Here is a 17,516-nt window from a genome sequence, read left to right on the forward strand (position 1 = left end):
TTTTACCCTGGCCGTGACCACCTTCTTCCGGAGTCCCGCATATGTCGGCTGCTGAAACCCTCGCCTCCTCCGTCCGCCATGGCGCGCCTGCCATCACGCTTACCAATGTGAACAAATGGTACGGCGCGCTGCACGTGCTGCGCGACATCAACCTGAATGTCGCCATGGGTGAGCGCGTGGTGGTCTGCGGCCCCTCGGGTTCGGGAAAATCCACGCTGATCCGCTGCATCAACCGGCTGGAGGAGCACCAGGAAGGCCAGATCCTGGTGGATGGCATCGAGCTGTCCAACGACCTGCGCAGCCTGGACGCCATCCGCCGCGAGGTCGGCATGGTGTTCCAGTCCTTCAACCTCTTCCCGCACCTGACCATCCTGGAGAACTGCACCCTCGCGCCGATCTGGGTTCGCAAGATGCCCAAGAAGGAGGCCGATGCGCTGGCGATGGAGTATCTGGAGCGCGTCCGCATCCCCGAGCAGGCGGGCAAGTATCCCGGCCAGCTCTCGGGCGGGCAGCAGCAGCGCGTGGCCATCGCGCGCGCGCTCTGCATGAAGCCCAAGATCATGCTCTTCGACGAGCCGACCTCGGCGCTGGACCCCGAGATGATCAAGGAGGTGCTTGACACCATGGTCATGCTCGCCGAGACCGGCATGACCATGATCTGCGTGACCCACGAGATGGGCTTCGCCCGCACCGTGGCCGACCGTGTGGTGTTCATGGACCGCGGCGAGATCGTCGAGCAGGGCGTGCCCGAGGAGCTCTTCGCCAATCCCAAGACGGAACGGCTGCAGACCTTCCTCAGCCAGATCCTCCGGGGTCACTGAGGGGGCCGGGGAGACCCCCGCTGCCATGACGGCGACAGGTCTGATAAGGAGGGCGCGGACAGCCATCGCGCCCCCTCTTCTCAAGGCCCGTCATTGACCTCGCCGTCGCACTCTTCCGATAAGCTCACCGCGGCCTCGATGCTCGGTGTCCTGGGTATCGTCTATGGCGATATCGGCACCTCGCCGCTCTACGCGCTCAAGGCGGCCCTCTTGCATTTCGACGAGGGCGGGATCGAGCCCTGGGAGATCCTGGGCGTCCTCTCCCTGATCTTCTGGTCGCTGATGCTGACCGTCACGCTGAAATACGTGACCTTCGTCATGCGCGCCGACAACAAGGGCGAGGGCGGCATCATGGCCCTCATGGCGCTGGCGCAGCGCTCGGCCACGACCAATCGCGGCAAGTTCATCATCGCCCTGATCGGCATCGCCGGCGCTGCCCTGTTCCTGGGCGACGGCATGATCACGCCGGCGATCTCCGTGCTCTCCGCGATCGAGGGGCTCGAAGTCATCGAGCCCGGCTTCAAGGAATACGTGATCCCGCTGACGCTGGGCGTCCTGCTGGCGCTCTTCCTGATCCAATACCGGGGCACGGGCAGCGTGGGGAAGGTCTTCGGGCCGATCTGCGCCCTGTGGTTCGGCACGATCGGGCTGCTCGGCCTGATCGAGTGCATCGACAACCCGGCGGTCTTCGCCGCGCTGTCGCCTTGGCCGGCGATCAACTTCTGCCTCCACTACCATCTGGCCGCCTTCATCGCGATGGGTGCGGTGGTGCTGGCGGTGACGGGCGCGGAGGCGCTCTACGCCGATATGGGCCATTTCGGCCGTCGGCCGATCCGCCTCGTCTGGCTCTTCCTCGTGCTTCCCGCCCTTGCCTTGAATTATTTCGGCCAGGGCGCCCTGCTGCTCCAACAGCCCGAAGCCATCGCGAGCCCCTTCTTCTTCCTCGCGCCCGAGTGGTTCCGCCCCTTCCTCGTCGTGCTGGCCACGGCCGCGACCGTCATCGCCAGTCAGGCCATGATCTCGGGCGCCTTCTCCATCGCGCGGCAATGCGTGCAGCTCGGCTTCGCGCCGCGCCTGCAGGTCATCCACACCAGCACGACGGAAGAGGGGCAGATCTACATGCCCCAGGTGAACTTCGCGCTTCTGGTCGGCGTCGTGATCCTCGTGCTCGAGTTCAAGAACAGCGACAGCCTCGCCGCCGCCTATGGCCTCGCGGTGACGGGCACCTTCCTCTGCACGACCATCCTGGCCCTGCTGGTCTTCCGCCGGCAGTTCGGCTGGCACTGGTCGCTGGTGCTGCTGGTCTTCGTGCCGCTGCTGATGCTCGACATCTCCTATTTCATCGCCACCGCGCTGAAGATCCCCGAGGGCGGCTATGTGCCGGTGATCATCGGCATCGTGACCTTCACCATGATGCTGACCTGGTATCGCGGCCGGCAGCTGCTCTTCGCCCGCTTCCGCCAGGACAGCCTGCCGCTGAAATCCTTCCTGGCGCGCCTGCCGCAGTCGCGCACGACGCGCGTGCCGGGCATCGCCGTCTTCATGACGGGCCAGGCCGACTACCTGCCGGGCGCGCTGCTGCACAATCTCAAGCACAACAAGGTGCTGCATGAGCGCGTGATCTTCGTCACCGTCCGCAACGAGGACGTGCCGAATATCGCCCTGGATCGCCGTGCCGAGGTGACCGATTTCGGGGGCGACATCCACCGCGTCATCCTCTGCTACGGCTTCCAGGAAAGCCCCAATATCCCGCGCGAACTGGAGCGGCTGGCGAGCGAGGGGCTCATCACCTTCGAGCCCATGCAGGCGAGCTATTTCCTGGGGCGCGAGACCATCGTCGCGGCCGCCGTGCCGAAGATGGCGCGCTGGCAGCAGTGGCTCTTCACGCTGCTGAGCCGCAATTCCGTGCCCGCCACCGAGTTCTTCAAGATTCCCTCCGACCGCGTGGTCGAGCTGGGCGTGCGCGTCGCGATCTGATGGCCATGCTTGTTTTCCGATCCCTGATGTTCAACCTGTTCTTCTTCGGCTTCGGGGCAGGCTATCTCATCCTGGGCGTCCCGCTGCTGCTCGGGCCGCGGCGGTTCCAGCGGCGGGCGATGCGATGGATGGCCCAGGGCCTGGTCTGGCTCATGGCCAAGACGGTCGGCGTCACCGTCCGCGTGACCGGGCGCGAGCATCTGCCGGTGGAGGGGGCGGCGCTGGTGGCCGCCAAGCACCAGTCGGCCTTCGACACGGTGATCTGGTTCACGCTGGTGCCGGACGTCGCCTATGTCATGAAGAAGGAGCTGTTCTCCCTCCCCTTCTATGGCTGGTTCGCGCGCCGGGCGCCGATGATCGGCGTGGACCGTGCCGCGGGCGGCAAGGCCATGCGGCAGATGCTCCGCGAGGCGCAGCAGGTGATCCGGGACGACCGCCAGATCGTGATCTTCCCCGAGGGCACCAGGACGTCGCCCGGTCAGCGCGTGCCTTACCAGCCAGGGATCGTGGCGCTGGCCTCGACGCTGAAGCTCCCGGTGATTCCGGCGGCGACCAATTCGGGCGAGTTCTGGGGGCGCCGCAACTTCCTGAAGCGCCCCGGGGTGCTGGAGGTGCGCGTGCTGCCGCCGCTGCGGTTGCCGCGCGAGGAGCTGCTGGAAGGACTGGAGCGGGTGATCGAGGAAGAGCAGCTCAGGATGCAGGCCGAGCGGCGGTAATCAGCGGGGCCAGGCCCGCCGGCCGATCAGCCGTTGCCGCCGGCGGCTTCCCAACCGGCCTTGCGCTCGTAGTGCTTGTAGTACTTGTCCGTGACCTTCTCGGTCATCACCACGATGGCGACGTCCATGCAGTTGAACTGCGGATCGAGCACGGCCCCGTCGCCCACGAAGCCGCCGAGGCGCAGATAGCCCTTGATGAGCGGGGGCAGCGCCATCAGCGTGGCCTTGGCGTCGTAGCTGCCGCGCGGCAGGCGATCCATCGCGTTGTAGCGGGATTCCAGCGCGCGCGGGCAGAGATGCGCGGGCGCCTGGTGGTGGTGCGCGAGGTAGGACAGCTGCTCCGCATTGGCGTCGAGGTCGAGGCCCTGCAGGCTGGCGCAGCCGAACATCAACCCGATCTTGTGGTGGAACACATAGGCCGCGATGCCCTGCCACAGCAGCTGCAGCGTGCCGCGCGTGCGATAGGCGATGTCGGTGCAGGAGCGGCCGAGCTCGAGGATCCCGCCGGGATAATTCAGGATCCGGGTGATGTCGTATTCATCGGCGGAGTAGAACTGGCCGATCTGCTCGGCGGCCTGCCGGCGGATGAGGCGATAGGTGCCGACGACGCTCTCCGGACCCTCGCCGCGGTCGTGATCGACCACCAGCAGGTGATCCGCGACCACGTCATAGGCATCGACATCGAGCTTGGAAGCCAGCGTCTCCGCATCGGGATGGGCGCCCATCTCCTCGTAGAAGACCCGGTAGCGGAGCGCCTGGGCGGCCGTGACCTCCCAATCCTGGTCCGCGATGCGGACGCCGAGATTTCCGGAGCGAAGCTCCGCGAAAGGCTGCGGCCCGCTCATTTGCGCCGGGGAGCCTTGGCGCCGGCCGGTTCCGCTGGCGTGGGCGCGGCCTTGCGACCAAAGATCTCGAGGCGGAGCTGGACGAGATCGAAGCCCAGGCGCGCGGCGATCCGACGGGCGAGGCCGTCGTGCTCCACGTCCTGGAATTCGATCACGCTTCCGGTGTCCACGTCGATCAGGTGATGGTGGATGCCGCGATCGGCGGGGTCGAAGCGCGCGCGCCCGCCCCCGAAATCGCGACGCTCCAGGATGCCCTTCTCCTCGAGCAGGCGAACCGTGCGGTACACGGTCGCCACCGAGACCCGGCTGTCGAGGGCCACGGCCCGACGGTAGAGTTCCTCCACGTCGGGATGGTCCTCGCTTTCGGAGAGGACACGCGCGATGAGCCTGCGCTGGCCTGTCATCTTCAGGCCGCGCTCGATGCACATGCGTTCGATACGGGATGCCGCGTCGTTGATTGGTCCGGCTCCCTTTGCCGCCTCTGCCGTCACAAAGCCGTGACGATGTTAGCTCTTAGCAGGCTGATCGCCCTTGCGCGACTGGGTACCGAGGCCGATCTGCTTCGCGAGGGAAGAACGGTGCTTGGCATAATTCGGCGCCACCATGGGGTAATCGTTCGGCAGGGCCCACTTGTCGCGGTACTGGTCGGGCGAAAGGCCATAGGAGGTCTGCAAGTGCCGCTTGAGCATCTTGAGCTTTTTTCCGTCTTCGAGACAGATCAGATAATCCGGCGTGACGGACTTCTTGACGGGAACCGCAGGCGCCTTCTTCTCGGCCTCAATACGCGCGGGGGCGGAGCCGAGGGAAGAAAGGGTACGATGGACCTCGATGATCAGGCCGGAAAGATCATTCACGGAAACGGGGTTGTTCGACACATGCGCCGAGACGATTTCCGCGGTCAGCCCCAAGAGTTCGCCGCCGGAAGAATTGTCTGACATAGCTATGTTCCTATCCACTTAAAAGATCGGGCAGGGTCTACAGCTTTCACATGCGGTTCCGCAAGGTCGATGGATGCAATAATATCACTGTAACGTACGGACGAGAAGGCGAGTGTGATGAAGACCGAGGCAGTACAAATGGTAGATGTGTCGGCTGAGACTTGCCCGATGACATTTGTGAGAACCCGACTACAGCTCGATAAGATGAAGAGTGGCGAGATACTCGAAGTCCGTTTCAAGGGAGAAGAGCCGAGACTGAATCTGCATCGGAGCATCGCCGAGCAAGGACATACAGTCCTCTTCATGGAATTTTCAGATGAAGGGGTCGGGCGACTGCTAATTAAAAAGTCACCGTAAGAATATTATCTCTTGCAAGAGCCTATATTTTTTATTTTTACTTAATATCCAAGGAGTGGCGCATCGCGAGAGCATGCATGCCGGGAGCGTAGTAGTCGCGACGCAGGCCGATCTTCGTGAATCCTGCCGACGCATAGAGATAAATCGCGGCTTCGTTCGCTTCGGCGACTTCCAGGAACATGGCTTTGGCCCCGGCCGCGCCGACGGTCGCGAGCGCGGTCGCCACCAGGGCGGCGCCGATCCCCTCGCGCCGGGCCGCCGGATCGACTGCGAGAGTCAGGATTTCCGCCTCGTCGAGGGTCTGGCGCGCGAGGATGAAACCCCGCTCGCCCGCCCGCAGGGCGAAGGTGCCGTCGAGTTCCAGCAGTGTCTCGAAGGTATCGGCATCCCAGGCGGCGCCGGGCGGAAAGGACGTCGCATGGATGGCCGCGAGGGTCGCGGCATCCTCGCGGCCGGCGGCGATCAGCTTCATGTCGTGGCGGGGGTATCGATGTAGAGCGGCTCGATGGCGAGCGGGGCCAGCGCGCCGGCGAGCCGCCGCAGCGCCGCGGCGGCCAGGCCCGGCGCCTCGATCTGGCGGGCGTCGCCCAGCCCCACGGTCCAGCCGCGCGCGGCCATGCGCGCTGCCGCGCGGGGCGCGCCGTCGCCGACGATCCGGGTCTGGGCGGCGGGCTGGCGCAGATCGGCCTCGGCCAGGACGGCCGGGCCGGCCAGCGCCAGGCCGTCGGCGTCGAAGCATTCCAGGAAGAGCTGGCCCCGGCGGTTCTCCGTCGCGGCCCAGACGGGCATGCCGGGCGGGGTGGTGGCGGCCAATGCCTCGCCCGTCGTTACCGCCACGAGCGGGATGCCCCGCGCGGCGGCGAGGCCCTGGGCCAAGGCGATGGCGCTGCGCAGGCCGGTGAAGCTGCCGGGCCCCACGCCCACGGCGATGGCGTCGATCATCCGGGTCTCGGCCAGCACGGTCTCGGCCAGTGGCGGCAGGGCGGCGGCCTGGCCATGCGCACCTTCGGCAATGCGCTCGGCGAGGACGACGCCATCCTCGACCAGGGCGGCCAGGCAGCGGGACAAGGCGGCGTCGAGAACAAGGAGGCGCATTCTTCCGCTTCGCACCGAATATGGATTCAGGGCAAGGGCGCGGCTAAGGCAGCTTCCGGAGCCAGGCCCGCAGGGTGATGAGGGCTGTGGCCCAGCCGATCGCGGCTGCCACCGCCGGCAGCGCCGCCAGGGCCAGCCAGGGCAGGTCGCCCGCCGTCGCCTCCCGCGCCAGGATCACCGGGATCGCCTGATCCGCCAGCGCCCAGAGCGCGGGCACTGCCACCGCCGCGCCGCCGGCCGCGCCGAGGGCGCAGAGGCGGGCCAGCCGTCGGGCGAAGCGGCCGGCGATGTCGCTGTCCCTCGCGCCGAGCTCATGCAGGATCAGGATGGTTTCGCGCCGCGCCGCGATGCCGGCCCGCGTCGCCACCGCCACCAGCGCCGCGCCGACCAGCCCGACCACCGCGAGCATCGCCATTGAAAGGGCCTGCAGCCCCTCGGCCAAACGCAGGGCCTGGCGCACCGCCGAGCCCTGGGTTTCGAGCTGGGCGCCGGGGATGGCCTGGACCGCCTCCAGGAAAGGAGTCTGGTCGGCCTCGGGCCGCAGGGTGATCGCGATCATGCGCGGCAGCGGCAGGCCGGGCACCTCGCCGAGCCAGGGCGCCATGAGCTGGCGCAGCCGCTCCTCCGGCACCAACGCGGCCTCGGCGGTGCCCGGCAGCCCGGCGAGGCGCTCGACGATCGGGGCGGCTTCGGCGTCGGAGGGCAGTTGCAGCAGGAGCTGGCCGGCCGCGCCCGCGCGCCAGCGATCGGCGAGGTTCCCGGCCCCCTCCGCCCCGGCCAGGCCGAGTGCCGCGAGCAGTGCCATCGCGCCCACCAGCGCCGGCAGAAGCCGGTCGGCCAGAGCGCGCCGCAGGCCGAGCGGGTCGCGGCCGCGGAGATGGCGCAGGCGCGGCGTGTCACTCATCGCCGACGAGGCGCCCGGCCTCGAGCCGCAGGGACGGCGCGGGATACTCCACCGGAAGGGCCTCGCTATGCGTGGCCACGATCACGGTGGTGCCCAGCCGGTGCATCTCGCGCAGCAAGGTGATGACGCGCCGCGCCTGCGCCTCGTCCAGATTGCCGGTCGGCTCGTCGGCGACGAGCAGAGCGGGGCGCGCGACCACCGCGCGGGCCAGGGCCAGGCGCTGCTGCTCGCCACCGGAGAGCGCGGCGGGAGGCGCGTCCGCGCGGTCGAGCAGGCCGACCCAGCGCAGGATCTCGCGCACATCGGCCGTGAGGCGCGCCTCGGCGATGCCCTGGATGCGCAGCGGCAGGGCGGCGTTCTCGAAGGCGGAAAGGTGCGGCAGCAGGCGATAGTCCTGAAAGACGACGCCGATGCGCCGGCGCAGCGCGGGGAAGGCCCGGCGCGGCAGGCGCGCGATATCGGCCCCGAGCACTTCCACCTGGCCCTCGGTGGCGCGCAGGGAGAGCTGCATCAGCCGCAGCAGGCTCGACTTGCCCGCACCCGAGGGGCCGAGCAGCCAGGTGAAGCTTCCAGGCTCCAGCATGAAATCCAGGTCGCTGAGCGCCCAGGCGCCGCGACCTTCCGGATAGCGCAGGCCGACTCGAGAAAAACGCACCATGGCGGAAGTTTCGCCGCGGCCTTCATCATAAAGCAAACAGGAGGTTGCAGGATGCGGTCCTGCTTGGCACATGCGAAGTCGGAATGGACATAGCCTGCCCCAGATGCGGCGCGACCTATCGCGTGCCCGACGCGCTGATCGACGGCGCGAGTGCGCTGCGTTGCGCGGCCTGCGGCGATGCCTGGGTGCCGGCGCTGCCTCCGGTGGAGATCGCCCCGGAGGTCCCTCCGGCGGGAGATCCTGTCCCGCCTTCCGCGGAAGCGGCCCCGCCCGCCGTCGAGCCCCCAAGGGAGCCCCCAAGGGAACCCCTCGGGGAGAGTCCGGCGGAAGCTGTCGCGGAAGAGGCGCCGCCCCAGCCGCGACACGAGCCGCCGCACCTCGATACCACCCTGTCGCTGCCGGCGACGCGGGCCACGCCGCCCGATCTCAAGCCTCGCCGCCAGCGGGACGTGCCGCGCGGGCGGCGGTCCGGCTCGGCCCTTTCCGCGGCCTGGGCCGTCAGCCTCGTGCTGGTCGGCCTCCTCGTGCTGGGCTTCGTGATCTACCATGCGCAGATCGCGGAGGCCTGGCCGCCCTTCGCGCGGCTCGCCGGCTGAAACTTCGGGCGCAAACGCCCGTTGCCCTGAAACGCCCTGTGCCGGTAATCTTTTGAAGCTTGATGTGTCGGTGTCTCTGGCCGGCCGATTCGGAGAATCCGGCGCTCCGGGCTTGCCACATGCCGCTTGCCGGCCTAGGTGCGCCCGGGACGATATATGCCAATCAGTCCCGGCCGACGCCGGGGCAACGAGCCGGCCTACCGGCAGCAGGAGATCAGGTGATGAGCGAGACCGCCGACAAGGTGAAGAAGATCGTTGTGGAGCATCTGGGCGTCGACGAGGCCAAGGTGACCACCGAAGCCTCGTTCATCGACGACCTGGGCGCGGACAGCCTCGACACGGTTGAGCTGGTCATGGCCTTCGAAGAGGCGTTCGGCGTCGAGATTCCCGACGACGCGGCCGAGAAGATCCAGACCGTCAAGGACGCGATCGAGTTCATCGAGAAGCAGCAGGCCGCGGCCTGATCTTCTAGATAAGGGTAGGAACGTCACGTGTTCGCGCAGGGCTTCGCGCCGCGCCGCGTCGTGGTCACCGGCATGGGGATCGCCAGCCCGCTTGGGCTCGGGGTCGAGAATGTCTGGAAGCGACTGACGAACGGCGAAAGCGGCATTTCGGCCATCCAGGCCTTTGACACCAAGGATCTCCCGGCGCGCGTCGCCGGCGAGGTGCCCATCGGCGCAAAGGCCGAGGGCAAGCTCGACCTTGCCGAGTGGATCCCCGTCAAGGACCAGAAGAAGATGGACCGCTTCATCCAGCTCGCGCTGGTGGCGGCCATCGAGGCGGTCGAGGATTCCGGATGGATGCCGGTCGAAGAGCCGGATCGTTGCGCCACCGGCGTGATGATCGGCTCGGGCATCGGCGGCCTCCAGACGATTCAGGAGACCTCGCTTCTCCTGACCAATGGTCGTGCGCGACGCATCTCGCCGTTCTTCATCCCGGCCTCGCTGGTCAACCTGGCCTCCGGCCACGTGTCGATCCGCTATGGCTTCAAGGGCCCGAACCACTCGGCGGTGACGGCCTGCGCCACGGGCGTGCATGCCATTGGCGACGCCTCGCGCCTGATTGCGCTGGGCGATGCCAATGTGATGGTGGCCGGTGGTGCCGAGGCCGCGATCTGCGAGCTCGGCATCGGCGGCTTCTGCGCCTCCCGCGCGCTGTCCACCAGCTTCAACGAGGCGCCGACCACCGCGTCGCGCCCCTGGAGCAAGGATCGCGACGGCTTCGTGATGGGCGAGGGCGCTGGCGTCCTGGTCCTCGAGGAGCTGGAGCACGCCAAGGCGCGTGGCGCGAAGATCTACGCCGAGGTCATCGGCTACGGCATGTCGGGCGACGCCTATCACATCACGGCACCGCCGGAGGATGGCGACGGCGCCTTCCGCGCGATGAAGGCGGCGCTGCGCGATGCGGGTGTCACGCCGGAGGCGGTGAACTACGTGAACGCGCACGGCACCTCGACCTTCGCGGACGATGTCGAGCTCGGCGCCGTGGAGCGCCTCTTCGGCGATGCCGCCAAGACGGTTGCCATGTCGTCCACCAAGTCGGCGATCGGGCATCTGCTGGGCGCGGCCGGCGCGGTGGAGGCGATCTTCTCCATCCTCGCCATCCGCGACAACGTCGCCCCGCCCACGCTGAACCTCGAGGAGCCCTCCAAGGAGAGCCCCATCGACCGCGTGGCCAAGGTGGCGCAGCAGCGCAAGATCGACGTGGCGCTGTCCAACAGCTTCGGCTTTGGCGGCACCAATGCCTCCGTGGTGTTCCGGGGCGCGCCGTAATCCGCGCGATCAACGCGCCGGTCCCTTCCGCAACCCTGTGGGCCGGCGCGACTTTCATCTGACATGCTGCGTGTTATGGGTGTCCTCCTCACCCTGATCCTGTTGCTGGCCGCCGGGGCCGGCATCTGGGGTTGGGGAACATATTCCCGGCCCGGGCCCTTGGCCTCCACCGCTCAGGTGGTGATTTCGCGCGGCGGGACCGAGGCCATCGCCGGGACGCTGCGCGACCGTGGCGTCATCGCCGACGCCAGAATCTTTGCCGCCGCCGCCTGGCTCACCCGCGACGAGGGCCCGCTCCGGGCCGGCGAATTCGCCTTCGAGCCCCGTATGCCCATGCGCGAGGTCCTGACCCTGCTGCGGGAGGGCCGGATGGTGCTGCACCGCCTCACCATCCCCGAGGGTCTGACGGCGCGTCAGGTCGCCGCCCTGCTGGAGCGCACCGATACCTTGACCGGCGAGGTGCCGCCCTTCCAGGAAGGCGCCCTCCTGCCCGAGACCTATACCTTCGCGCGGGGCGACACGCGCGCCGCCGTCGTCCGCCGCGCCACCGCGGCCATGGATCAGGCCCTGGCCGAGGCCTGGGCCGCCCGTGCCCCGGACCTTCCTCTGGCCACTCCGCGCGAGGCGCTGGTGCTGGCCTCCATCGTGGAGGAGGAGACCGGCGTGGCCGCCGAGCGGCCTCTGGTGGCCGGTGTCTTCATCAACCGCCTCAGGCGCGGAATGATGCTGCAATCCGACCCCACGGTGGCCTATGGCGTCTCCCAGGGCGCGCCGCTCGACCGTGCCTTGACGCGCGCCGATCTCGACACGCCGCATCCCTACAACACCTACCGTATCCGGGGCCTGCCGCCGGGACCGATCACCTCGCCGGGCCGCGAGGCGCTCCGCGCGGCCACGCGGCCCGAGGCGACGGACAGCCTTTATTTCGTGGCGGACGGCACTGGCGGGCACGCCTTCGCGCGCACGCTCGACGAGCACAACCGCAACGTGGCACGCTGGCGCGAGATGGGGCGGCCGACGCCCCCTCCCCCTCCTGCGGGACGCGCCACGCCATGACGACCGAGCTCACCGTCCTCGCCTGGGGCTGCGTCCTGGCCCTGGTGCATGTCTTCGCCGCGGCCCTGGTGAAGACGGCGCAGTACGGGGCGAAGTGGAATGCCGGCCCGCGCGACGAGACGCTCGCCCCGCCCACGGTCCTGGTGGCGCGGCTGGCCCGGGCCCAGGCCAATTTCTTCGAGACCTTCCCGGTGCTGATCGCCGCCGTGCTGATCGTCCAGCTGGCGGGCCTCGCCAATGCCTCGACCGGCTGGGGCGCGATCCTCTGGCTTGTCGCGCGCATCGCCTATCTGCCGGTCTATGCGCTCGGCATTCCGGGGCTGCGCAGCCTGATTTTCCTCGTCAGCATCGCCGGCCTGTTGATGATGCTCGCGCCGGCCCTGGTCTGACCTGACCGCCCTTTGGGAGACATGCCATGTCCGCACCCAGGAAGATCGCCCTGGCCGTTCTGGTCCAACCCAATGGCAATCACCTCGCCGCCTGGCTCGCGCCCGGGGCGCAGCCGGATGCCGGCACGGACATCGCCTGGTGGCAGCGCATGGCGCAGATCGCCGAGAGCGGGAAGCTGGACCTCTTCTTCATCGCCGACACGCCGACCGTACGCACCGACAACATGCGGATCTGGAGCCACGCGCCCGTCTTCATGAACCAGCTGGAGCCGCTGACCATGCTCTCGGCGGTGGCGGGCGCGACGAGCCGGATCGGCCTCGGCGCCACGGCGTCGACCAGCTTCAACGAGCCCTACAACATCGCGCGCGCCTTCACCTCGCTGGACCATATCTCGCAGGGCCGCGCGGCCTGGAACGTCGTGACCTCGGCCAACGACTTCGCCGCGAAGAACTACGGCCATGCGAAGCTCGCGCCGCATGCCGAACGCTACGAGCGGGCAGAGGAATTCGTCGAGGTCGTGAAGCAGCTCTGGGACTGCTGGGAGCCGGACGCCTTCATCTACGATCGCGAGGCCAAGCTCACCTTCGATCCGGCGAAGTTCCACATCGTCGGGCATGAGGGGAAGCACTTCCGCGTGAATGGCGGGCTGAACCTCGCGCCCGCGCCGCAGGGGCACCCGGTCCTCATCCAGGCCGGCGCCTCGGATACCGGGCGCGAGCTGGCGGCGAAGACGGCCGAGCTGGTCTTCGGCACCTCGGCGACCATCGAGGGCGCCGTCGCCTTCTACCGGGATCTCAAGGGCCGCATGGCGAAGTATGGCCGCCCTCCCGATGCGCTGAAGATCCTGGGCGGCATCACCGTGATCGTGGCCGACACGCAGGAGGAGGCGGAGGCGCGCAACCTGGAATACCAGGAGCTGCTGCACCCGGCGGTCGGCGTGATGCGCCTGAGCCAGGACCTCGAGACCGACCTCTCCGACCTGCCGCTGGACGCGCCGGTGCCGCGGGACCGCATCCCCACGACCAGCAATCACCACCAGGCCTATTTCGCCGAGATCGTCGGGCTGATCGGCGAGGGGCTGACGCTGCGGCAGGTCGCCCTGCGCTACAATCGCAGCAAGGCGACCTTCTGCGGCACGCCGGCCCAGGTGGCGGATGTGATGCAAGCCTGGGCCGAGGCCGGCGCCTGCGACGGCTTCATGGTCACCTTCCCGGTCATGCCGGCCTGCCTGCAGGACTTCGTGGACAAGGTCGTGCCGGAGCTGCAGCGCCGGGGGATGTTCCGCGAGGAGTATGCCGGCCCGACGCTGCGCGACCATCTCGGCCTGTCCCGCCCGGAGAACCGGCACCTGGCCGCGCGCGCGACGAAGGCCGCAGAATAGCCTGACCTTGATTCACGGTCTTTTATCGCGATACGGATTGTCCTGATATCGACCGAAGTTCCAGGAAGGGCTTTCGATGGAACCGCTCGCGCTGGACGACCAGCTTTGCTTCTCGCTCTATTCCACGGCGATCGCGGTCAACCGGACCTATAAGCCGATGCTCGACGCGCTGGGGATCACCTATCCGCAATACCTCGTGCTGAACACGCTCTGGGAGAAGGACGGGCGGGGCATCTCCGAGATCGCCCACCGGCTTGCGCTGGAGCCGAGCACGATCACCCCGCTCATGAAGCGGCTCGAGGCGGCGGGCTTCGTCACCCGGCAGCGCGATGCGCAGGATGAGCGGCAGGTGCAGGTCCACCTCACGCCGCGCGGCCAGGCCCTGCGCGCGGAATCGACCTGTCTGACCGAGACGTTGCTGAAGCGCTCGGGCATGAGCCTGCCGCAGATCGTCGCGCTCAACGCTCAGCTCCGCGCGCTTCGGGCCGCGCTGGCCGAGGGCTGACGGGATTTAGCCCGCCGGGGCCAGCTCCCGCTCCGACACGGCCGGGATCGCCCGCGCCTCGCGCTGTTCCTGTGCGGCGAGCAGAAGCACGCCGGACGGCGCTTCCTCTGTCGGCACCCCTAGAAGGCCGAGCGCACGCAGCTTCGCGCCGACGGCCACGCTCGCCGTCCAGGCGATGAGCCAGGGCGCCAGCAGCAGCCCCAGCAGCACGGGCGCCATCCAGGCCGCCAGCAGCGGGTTGATGGCGAGGGCCAGACCCGTCAGCACCACGCCGAGCGCGAGGTGCGAGCGCGCGAAGCGCAGGGCCGCGCGGAAGGTGATGGCCTCGCCCTCGCGCCGCTGCGCGTTCCAGCCGCCATCGCGTCCGAGCAGGATGCCGACGACCTGCTGCGATTGGGTCAGCATCGTCACGGGCGAGAGCAGTGAGGAGACCAGGATCTCCAGCACGCCGCTCGCCAGGATGCGGAAGGCGCCCGCGCCGCGACGCGCGAGAATGAGGGCGATCAGCGCCATGAACTTCGGTGCGAGCAGCAGCAGGAAGGTCGCCGAGAAGACCCAGAGCGCGCGCTCCGGATCGACGACGGGCCAGTTGGGGAAGAGCGCGTGGCCGTCGGGGAAGTAATTCGGCCGGATGAAATAGGCCTGGAGCGAGACCGCCAGTCCCATCACCAGGAAGCCCAGCCAGAAGGGCGCGCTGAGATAGGCGGCGATGCCGGTGGCCATGTGCAGCCGGCTCAGCGGATGCAGCCCTGCCGTGCCGATCACCGCGCTGTGCTGCAGATTGCCCTGGCACCAGCGCCGGTCGCGCACCGCGAGGTCGGGGAGGGTGGGCGGTCCCTGCTCGTAGCTGCCGCCCAGCAAGGGCGCGAGATGGATGGCCCAGCCGGCGCGCCGCATCAGCGCGGCCTCGACGAAATCGTGGCTGAGGATGTCGCCGCCGAAGGGCTTGCGGCCCGGCAGCGTCGGCAGGCCGGCGGCCTCGGCGAAGGCCCGCGTGCGGATCATCGCATTGTGGCCCCAGTAATTGCTGTCCGCGCCCGACCACCAGGCCAGCCCCTGCGCGATCACCGGCCCATAGACCTGCCCCGCGAATTGCTGAAGCCGGGCAAAGAGCGTCTCGCCGCCATGCAGCAGCGGCAGCGTCTGGATCAGGCCTACATCGGCATGCCGCTCCATCGCGGAGGCGAGCGCGACGATGGTGCCCGCCTCCATGAGGCTGTCCGCATCGAGGATGAGGAACTGGGCGTAGCGCCCACCGAAGCGGTGCACCCATTCCTCGATATTGCCCGCCTTGCGGCCCTTGTTCTGCGGGCGGTGGCGATAGAAGACCGAAGGGCCCGCCGTCTCGTGCAGCTCCAGGGCCGCATGCGCCTCGAGGTCGCGGATCTCGGGATTCGTCGTGTCGCTCAGCACGAAGACGTCGAACTGCGCCGAGGCGCCGGAGGCCTCGAAGGAAGCGCGCATGGCGGCCAGCGTCGCGCGCCAATGCGGCACGCTCTCGTTATAGACCGGCAGGAGCAGCGCGCTGCGCGATCGCGGCGGGGGCGCCGGCGCGCGCAGGCCGAGCGGGTCGCCCCGGAAAGCCATGGAGATCACGCCGGCGACGGCGCTGGTGAAGGCCAGCGCGATCCAGATGAAGAGCATCCCGAAGAAGGCGGTCAGCACCACGCCCATCAGGCTCCAGCGCGACAGGCCGAGCACGAGCGACATCTCCGCGGTCGCGAAACCCGTGAGCGCGAGCGCGCCGCCGATCACCAGCAGACGGCGCAGCCACATCAGCGGCGGCGCGGAGGGGCGTTGCGTGACCTCGCGTTCCGGCGCGCGCGAAAGGTCCTGCACCGGCATCGCCAGCGGCGCCTCCTGCGGCAGCATCTCGTAGCCGGGGAGGGAGCGGCTCAGGCCGTCCATCGGAAGGCCCAGCTCTCGGAGATCGGGGTCTCGCCGCGCAGGAGGCGCGCGCGCAGCTCGACGGTGCGCGCGCTGCCGGGGTTCAGCTCGAAGACGAGCCGCATGCCGCCCGTTTCGCGATTGGGCTGCAGCACGACGTTCTGCACATTGCCCGCGCTGGTCTCCACCTTCACCTCGGGCGCGGCGTCGTCCGGGCCGGACAGCACCGGGGGGGTGTCGAGCACGAAGAGGCGCGAACGCTCGCCGGCCGCGCCCACGCGCGTCGTGGTGAAGCGCACGAGCCGCCCGTCCGACATCTCCGCCGCCGACCAATGCAGGCGGTAGCGCAGCTCGAAGGGCGTGTTCGCCTTGAGCGTCGCGGCGGGGGCCCAGAGCGCGGCGATGTTGTCGTGGATCTCGCTCTGCGTCGGGATCTCGACGAGGCGGACCTCGCCCGCGCCCCAGTCCTGCAGCGGCTCGACCCAGAGGCTCGGCCGGCGGTGATAATCGGCGCCGAGGTCCTGGTACTCGGCGAAGGCGCGGTTGCGCTGCAGGAGGCCGAAGCCGCGCGGCGTGGCGTCCTGGAAGCCGCTCACCTGTAGGTCGCGTGGATTGGAGAGGGGGCGCCAGATCTGCTCGCCCCGGCCGGTGCGCATCAGCAGCCCGTCCGAATCATGCACGGAGGGACGATAGTCGCTCACGCCGTCGCGATCCTGGGGGCCGAAGAAGAACATGCTCGTCGCCGGCGCGATGCCAAGATTGGCGACATCCTGGCGCGGGAAGAGCGTGGCCTGCACCTCCGTCAGCGTCGTGTCGCCGGGCGTGACCGTGATGCGATAGGCGCCGGTCACGCTCTGGCTGTCGAGCAGCGCGTGGATCACCGCGGAGGCATCGCCGGGTTTAGGCTTTTCCAGCCAGAAGGCGGTGAAGGCGGGGAATTCCTCGCCCTGCGGATCGGCGGTGCGGATGGCCAGGCCGCGCGCGGAGATCCCGTAGACATTGCCGCGTCCGAGCGCGCGGAAATAGGTCGCGCCCAGGAAGGAGGCGAGCTCGTCGAAGTGATCCGGGCGGTTGAGCGGCGCCAGAAGGCGGAATCCTGCGAAGCCGATGTCGCTGTCCTCGCCCGGCGCCTCGACATCCTCGTAGCGGAACTGGCCCGGCCGGAAGCGGATGCGCGAGGCCTGGCCCTCGACGACCTCGAAGAGGTCGACGCGATCCTTGAACAGGAATCCGCGATGGTGCGGCTGCATGCGGAAGGGCAGCTCGGGATCGGACCACCAGGCCTGGGCGGCGTCGAAGCGGATCTTGCGATAGCCGTCATAGTCCAGCCGGTCGAGCTGGCGCGGCAGGTCGGCCGGCCGCCGCCGGAAGGGCTGGCCGGCGAGCTCGCGCGCTTTTTGCGCGACGGTGTCCGCGGTGAAGGCGACGGGGGCATAGGGATCGGTCACGGCGTCCTGGCTCAGGGCCGCCGTGCCGCCGAGGAGGGCCGGAGACCCAGCCACGGCGCCAAGAAGAATGTCGCGACGCTGCATGGGCAGGCGTTCCTCGGGGTCAGGAATGAAAAAGGGGAATGAACGCACCATCCGCGCTTCCGGTGGCGGGATCGTGGCGCTTCGGG

At 68.7% G+C, this 17,516-nt stretch carries 20 protein-coding genes; 11 read left to right on the forward strand and 9 right to left on the reverse strand.

Annotated features, from left to right (window positions below):
- Nucleotides 1–41: 41 nt before the first annotated feature.
- The 3 genes from ACO057_RS16505 to ACO057_RS16515 all read left to right on the forward strand — a co-directional run bounded on the left by ACO057_RS16505 (nt 42) and on the right by ACO057_RS16515 (nt 3,514).
- Nucleotides 42–821 carry an amino acid ABC transporter ATP-binding protein gene (locus ACO057_RS16505; RefSeq protein WP_421993698.1) on the forward strand — a complete coding sequence of 260 codons (780 nt, stop codon included), beginning with the start codon at nt 42–44 and terminating at the stop codon, nt 819–821.
- 138 nt (nt 822–959) lie between these two features.
- Nucleotides 960–2,798: a potassium transporter Kup gene (locus tag ACO057_RS16510; RefSeq protein ID WP_421993699.1), complete on the forward strand. Its 1,839-nt coding sequence runs from the start codon at nt 960–962 to the stop codon at nt 2,796–2,798.
- Nucleotides 2,798–3,514 (forward strand): lysophospholipid acyltransferase family protein, encoded by a 717-nt coding sequence (locus ACO057_RS16515; RefSeq protein WP_421993700.1) that lies wholly within the window; start codon nt 2,798–2,800, stop codon nt 3,512–3,514. Before ACO057_RS16510 ends, ACO057_RS16515 begins: the two co-directional genes overlap by 1 nt.
- A 26-nt stretch (nt 3,515–3,540) precedes the next feature.
- Here ACO057_RS16515 and ACO057_RS16520 read toward each other — a convergent pair whose 3' ends face one another.
- From ACO057_RS16520 to ACO057_RS16530, 3 genes are all read right to left on the reverse strand, one after another.
- Nucleotides 3,541–4,359, reverse strand: coding sequence for a GNAT family N-acetyltransferase (locus ACO057_RS16520; protein ID WP_421993701.1), 819 nt, complete (start codon nt 4,357–4,359; stop codon nt 3,541–3,543).
- Nucleotides 4,356–4,787, reverse strand: coding sequence for a Fur family transcriptional regulator (locus ACO057_RS16525; RefSeq protein WP_421993788.1), 432 nt, complete (start codon nt 4,785–4,787; stop codon nt 4,356–4,358). Before ACO057_RS16525 ends, ACO057_RS16520 begins: the two co-directional genes overlap by 4 nt.
- Before the next feature lie 78 nt (nt 4,788–4,865).
- Entirely contained in the window at nt 4,866–5,297 is a 432-nt protein-coding gene (locus ACO057_RS16530) for a MucR family transcriptional regulator (protein ID WP_421993702.1), read from the reverse strand.
- A 138-nt stretch (nt 5,298–5,435) separates the two neighbouring features.
- Between ACO057_RS16530 and ACO057_RS16535 the strand changes: the two genes are divergently transcribed.
- Nucleotides 5,436–5,654, forward strand: a complete 219-nt coding sequence (locus ACO057_RS16535) for a sulfurtransferase TusA family protein (protein WP_421993789.1) — start codon at nt 5,436–5,438, stop codon at nt 5,652–5,654.
- A gap of 37 nt (nt 5,655–5,691) precedes the next feature.
- Here the strand turns inward: ACO057_RS16535 and ACO057_RS16540 are convergent, their stop codons facing one another.
- The 4 genes from ACO057_RS16540 to ACO057_RS16555 are packed head-to-tail and all read right to left on the reverse strand — an operon-like array spanning nt 5,692 to nt 8,311.
- Nucleotides 5,692–6,126, reverse strand: coding sequence for a GNAT family N-acetyltransferase (locus tag ACO057_RS16540; protein ID WP_421993703.1), 435 nt, complete (start codon nt 6,124–6,126; stop codon nt 5,692–5,694).
- Nucleotides 6,123–6,749, reverse strand: a complete 627-nt coding sequence (tsaB, locus tag ACO057_RS16545; RefSeq protein ID WP_421993704.1) for a tRNA (adenosine(37)-N6)-threonylcarbamoyltransferase complex dimerization subunit type 1 TsaB — start codon at nt 6,747–6,749, stop codon at nt 6,123–6,125. Before tsaB ends, ACO057_RS16540 begins: the two co-directional genes overlap by 4 nt.
- A gap of 43 nt (nt 6,750–6,792) precedes the next feature.
- Nucleotides 6,793–7,653 carry a cell division protein FtsX gene (locus ACO057_RS16550; RefSeq protein WP_421993705.1) on the reverse strand — a complete coding sequence of 287 codons (861 nt, stop codon included), beginning with the start codon at nt 7,651–7,653 and terminating at the stop codon, nt 6,793–6,795.
- Nucleotides 7,646–8,311, reverse strand: coding sequence for a cell division ATP-binding protein FtsE (locus tag ACO057_RS16555; RefSeq protein WP_421993706.1), 666 nt, complete (start codon nt 8,309–8,311; stop codon nt 7,646–7,648). Before ACO057_RS16555 ends, ACO057_RS16550 begins: the two co-directional genes overlap by 8 nt.
- Nucleotides 8,312–8,394: 83 nt before the next feature.
- Here ACO057_RS16555 and ACO057_RS16560 point away from each other — a divergent pair, with 83 nt between their 5' ends.
- From ACO057_RS16560 to ACO057_RS16590, 7 genes are all read left to right on the forward strand, one after another.
- Nucleotides 8,395–8,907 (forward strand): zinc-ribbon domain-containing protein, encoded by a 513-nt coding sequence (locus ACO057_RS16560; protein ID WP_421993707.1) that lies wholly within the window; start codon nt 8,395–8,397, stop codon nt 8,905–8,907.
- A 221-nt stretch (nt 8,908–9,128) separates the two neighbouring features.
- Nucleotides 9,129–9,371 (forward strand): acyl carrier protein, encoded by a 243-nt coding sequence (locus ACO057_RS16565; protein ID WP_421993708.1) that lies wholly within the window; start codon nt 9,129–9,131, stop codon nt 9,369–9,371.
- 27 nt (nt 9,372–9,398) lie between these two features.
- Entirely contained in the window at nt 9,399–10,679 is a 1,281-nt protein-coding gene (fabF, locus tag ACO057_RS16570) for a beta-ketoacyl-ACP synthase II (RefSeq protein ID WP_421993709.1), read from the forward strand.
- A 75-nt stretch (nt 10,680–10,754) separates the two neighbouring features.
- Nucleotides 10,755–11,735, forward strand: coding sequence for an endolytic transglycosylase MltG (mltG, locus tag ACO057_RS16575; RefSeq protein ID WP_421993710.1), 981 nt, complete (start codon nt 10,755–10,757; stop codon nt 11,733–11,735).
- Nucleotides 11,732–12,124: an MAPEG family protein gene (locus ACO057_RS16580; RefSeq protein ID WP_421993711.1), complete on the forward strand. Its 393-nt coding sequence runs from the start codon at nt 11,732–11,734 to the stop codon at nt 12,122–12,124. The genes mltG and ACO057_RS16580 overlap by 4 nt, the downstream gene beginning before the upstream one ends.
- Before the next feature lie 26 nt (nt 12,125–12,150).
- On the forward strand, nt 12,151–13,506 hold the full coding sequence (locus ACO057_RS16585; protein ID WP_421993712.1) for an LLM class flavin-dependent oxidoreductase: 1,356 nt from the start codon (nt 12,151–12,153) through the stop codon (nt 13,504–13,506).
- 76 nt (nt 13,507–13,582) lie between these two features.
- Nucleotides 13,583–14,011: a MarR family winged helix-turn-helix transcriptional regulator gene (locus tag ACO057_RS16590; RefSeq protein ID WP_421993713.1), complete on the forward strand. Its 429-nt coding sequence runs from the start codon at nt 13,583–13,585 to the stop codon at nt 14,009–14,011.
- A 6-nt stretch (nt 14,012–14,017) separates the two neighbouring features.
- Here the strand turns inward: ACO057_RS16590 and mdoH are convergent, their stop codons facing one another.
- Both mdoH and ACO057_RS16600 read right to left on the reverse strand, forming a co-directional pair.
- Nucleotides 14,018–15,919, reverse strand: a complete 1,902-nt coding sequence (gene mdoH, locus ACO057_RS16595; protein ID WP_421993714.1) for a glucans biosynthesis glucosyltransferase MdoH — start codon at nt 15,917–15,919, stop codon at nt 14,018–14,020.
- The gene (locus ACO057_RS16600) at nt 15,907–17,430 is read right to left on the reverse strand and encodes a glucan biosynthesis protein (RefSeq protein WP_421993715.1); all 1,524 of its coding nucleotides are present in this window, start codon (nt 17,428–17,430) and stop codon (nt 15,907–15,909) included. The genes mdoH and ACO057_RS16600 overlap by 13 nt, the downstream gene beginning before the upstream one ends.
- Nucleotides 17,431–17,516: the final 86 nt, after the last annotated feature.

Origin of the sequence: Roseococcus sp., from assembly GCF_965227005.1 — a bacterium.
Lineage (GTDB): Bacteria > Pseudomonadota > Alphaproteobacteria > Acetobacterales > Acetobacteraceae > Roseococcus.

What these genes read in the sequence shown, in the direction of transcription:
- ACO057_RS16505 (WP_421993698.1), top strand. Translation starts at nt 42, where the DNA reads ATGTCGGCTGCTGAAACCCTCGCCTCCTCCGTCCGCCATGGCGCGCCT.
- ACO057_RS16510 (WP_421993699.1), top strand. Translation starts at nt 960, where the DNA reads ATGCTCGGTGTCCTGGGTATCGTCTATGGCGATATCGGCACCTCGCCG.
- ACO057_RS16515 (WP_421993700.1), top strand. Translation starts at nt 2,798, where the DNA reads ATGGCCATGCTTGTTTTCCGATCCCTGATGTTCAACCTGTTCTTCTTC.
- ACO057_RS16520 (WP_421993701.1), bottom strand. Translation starts at nt 4,359, where the DNA reads ATGAGCGGGCCGCAGCCTTTCGCGGAGCTTCGCTCCGGAAATCTCGGC.
- ACO057_RS16525 (WP_421993788.1), bottom strand. Translation starts at nt 4,787, where the DNA reads ATGTGCATCGAGCGCGGCCTGAAGATGACAGGCCAGCGCAGGCTCATC.
- ACO057_RS16530 (WP_421993702.1), bottom strand. Translation starts at nt 5,297, where the DNA reads ATGTCAGACAATTCTTCCGGCGGCGAACTCTTGGGGCTGACCGCGGAA.
- ACO057_RS16535 (WP_421993789.1), top strand. Translation starts at nt 5,436, where the DNA reads ATGGTAGATGTGTCGGCTGAGACTTGCCCGATGACATTTGTGAGAACC.
- ACO057_RS16540 (WP_421993703.1), bottom strand. Translation starts at nt 6,126, where the DNA reads ATGAAGCTGATCGCCGCCGGCCGCGAGGATGCCGCGACCCTCGCGGCC.
- tsaB (WP_421993704.1), bottom strand. Translation starts at nt 6,749, where the DNA reads ATGCGCCTCCTTGTTCTCGACGCCGCCTTGTCCCGCTGCCTGGCCGCC.
- ACO057_RS16550 (WP_421993705.1), bottom strand. Translation starts at nt 7,653, where the DNA reads ATGAGTGACACGCCGCGCCTGCGCCATCTCCGCGGCCGCGACCCGCTC.
- ACO057_RS16555 (WP_421993706.1), bottom strand. Translation starts at nt 8,311, where the DNA reads ATGGTGCGTTTTTCTCGAGTCGGCCTGCGCTATCCGGAAGGTCGCGGC.
- ACO057_RS16560 (WP_421993707.1), top strand. Translation starts at nt 8,395, where the DNA reads ATGGACATAGCCTGCCCCAGATGCGGCGCGACCTATCGCGTGCCCGAC.
- ACO057_RS16565 (WP_421993708.1), top strand. Translation starts at nt 9,129, where the DNA reads ATGAGCGAGACCGCCGACAAGGTGAAGAAGATCGTTGTGGAGCATCTG.
- mltG (WP_421993710.1), top strand. Translation starts at nt 10,755, where the DNA reads ATGGGTGTCCTCCTCACCCTGATCCTGTTGCTGGCCGCCGGGGCCGGC.
- ACO057_RS16580 (WP_421993711.1), top strand. Translation starts at nt 11,732, where the DNA reads ATGACGACCGAGCTCACCGTCCTCGCCTGGGGCTGCGTCCTGGCCCTG.
- ACO057_RS16585 (WP_421993712.1), top strand. Translation starts at nt 12,151, where the DNA reads ATGTCCGCACCCAGGAAGATCGCCCTGGCCGTTCTGGTCCAACCCAAT.
- ACO057_RS16590 (WP_421993713.1), top strand. Translation starts at nt 13,583, where the DNA reads ATGGAACCGCTCGCGCTGGACGACCAGCTTTGCTTCTCGCTCTATTCC.
- mdoH (WP_421993714.1), bottom strand. Translation starts at nt 15,919, where the DNA reads ATGGACGGCCTGAGCCGCTCCCTCCCCGGCTACGAGATGCTGCCGCAG.
- ACO057_RS16600 (WP_421993715.1), bottom strand. Translation starts at nt 17,430, where the DNA reads ATGCAGCGTCGCGACATTCTTCTTGGCGCCGTGGCTGGGTCTCCGGCC.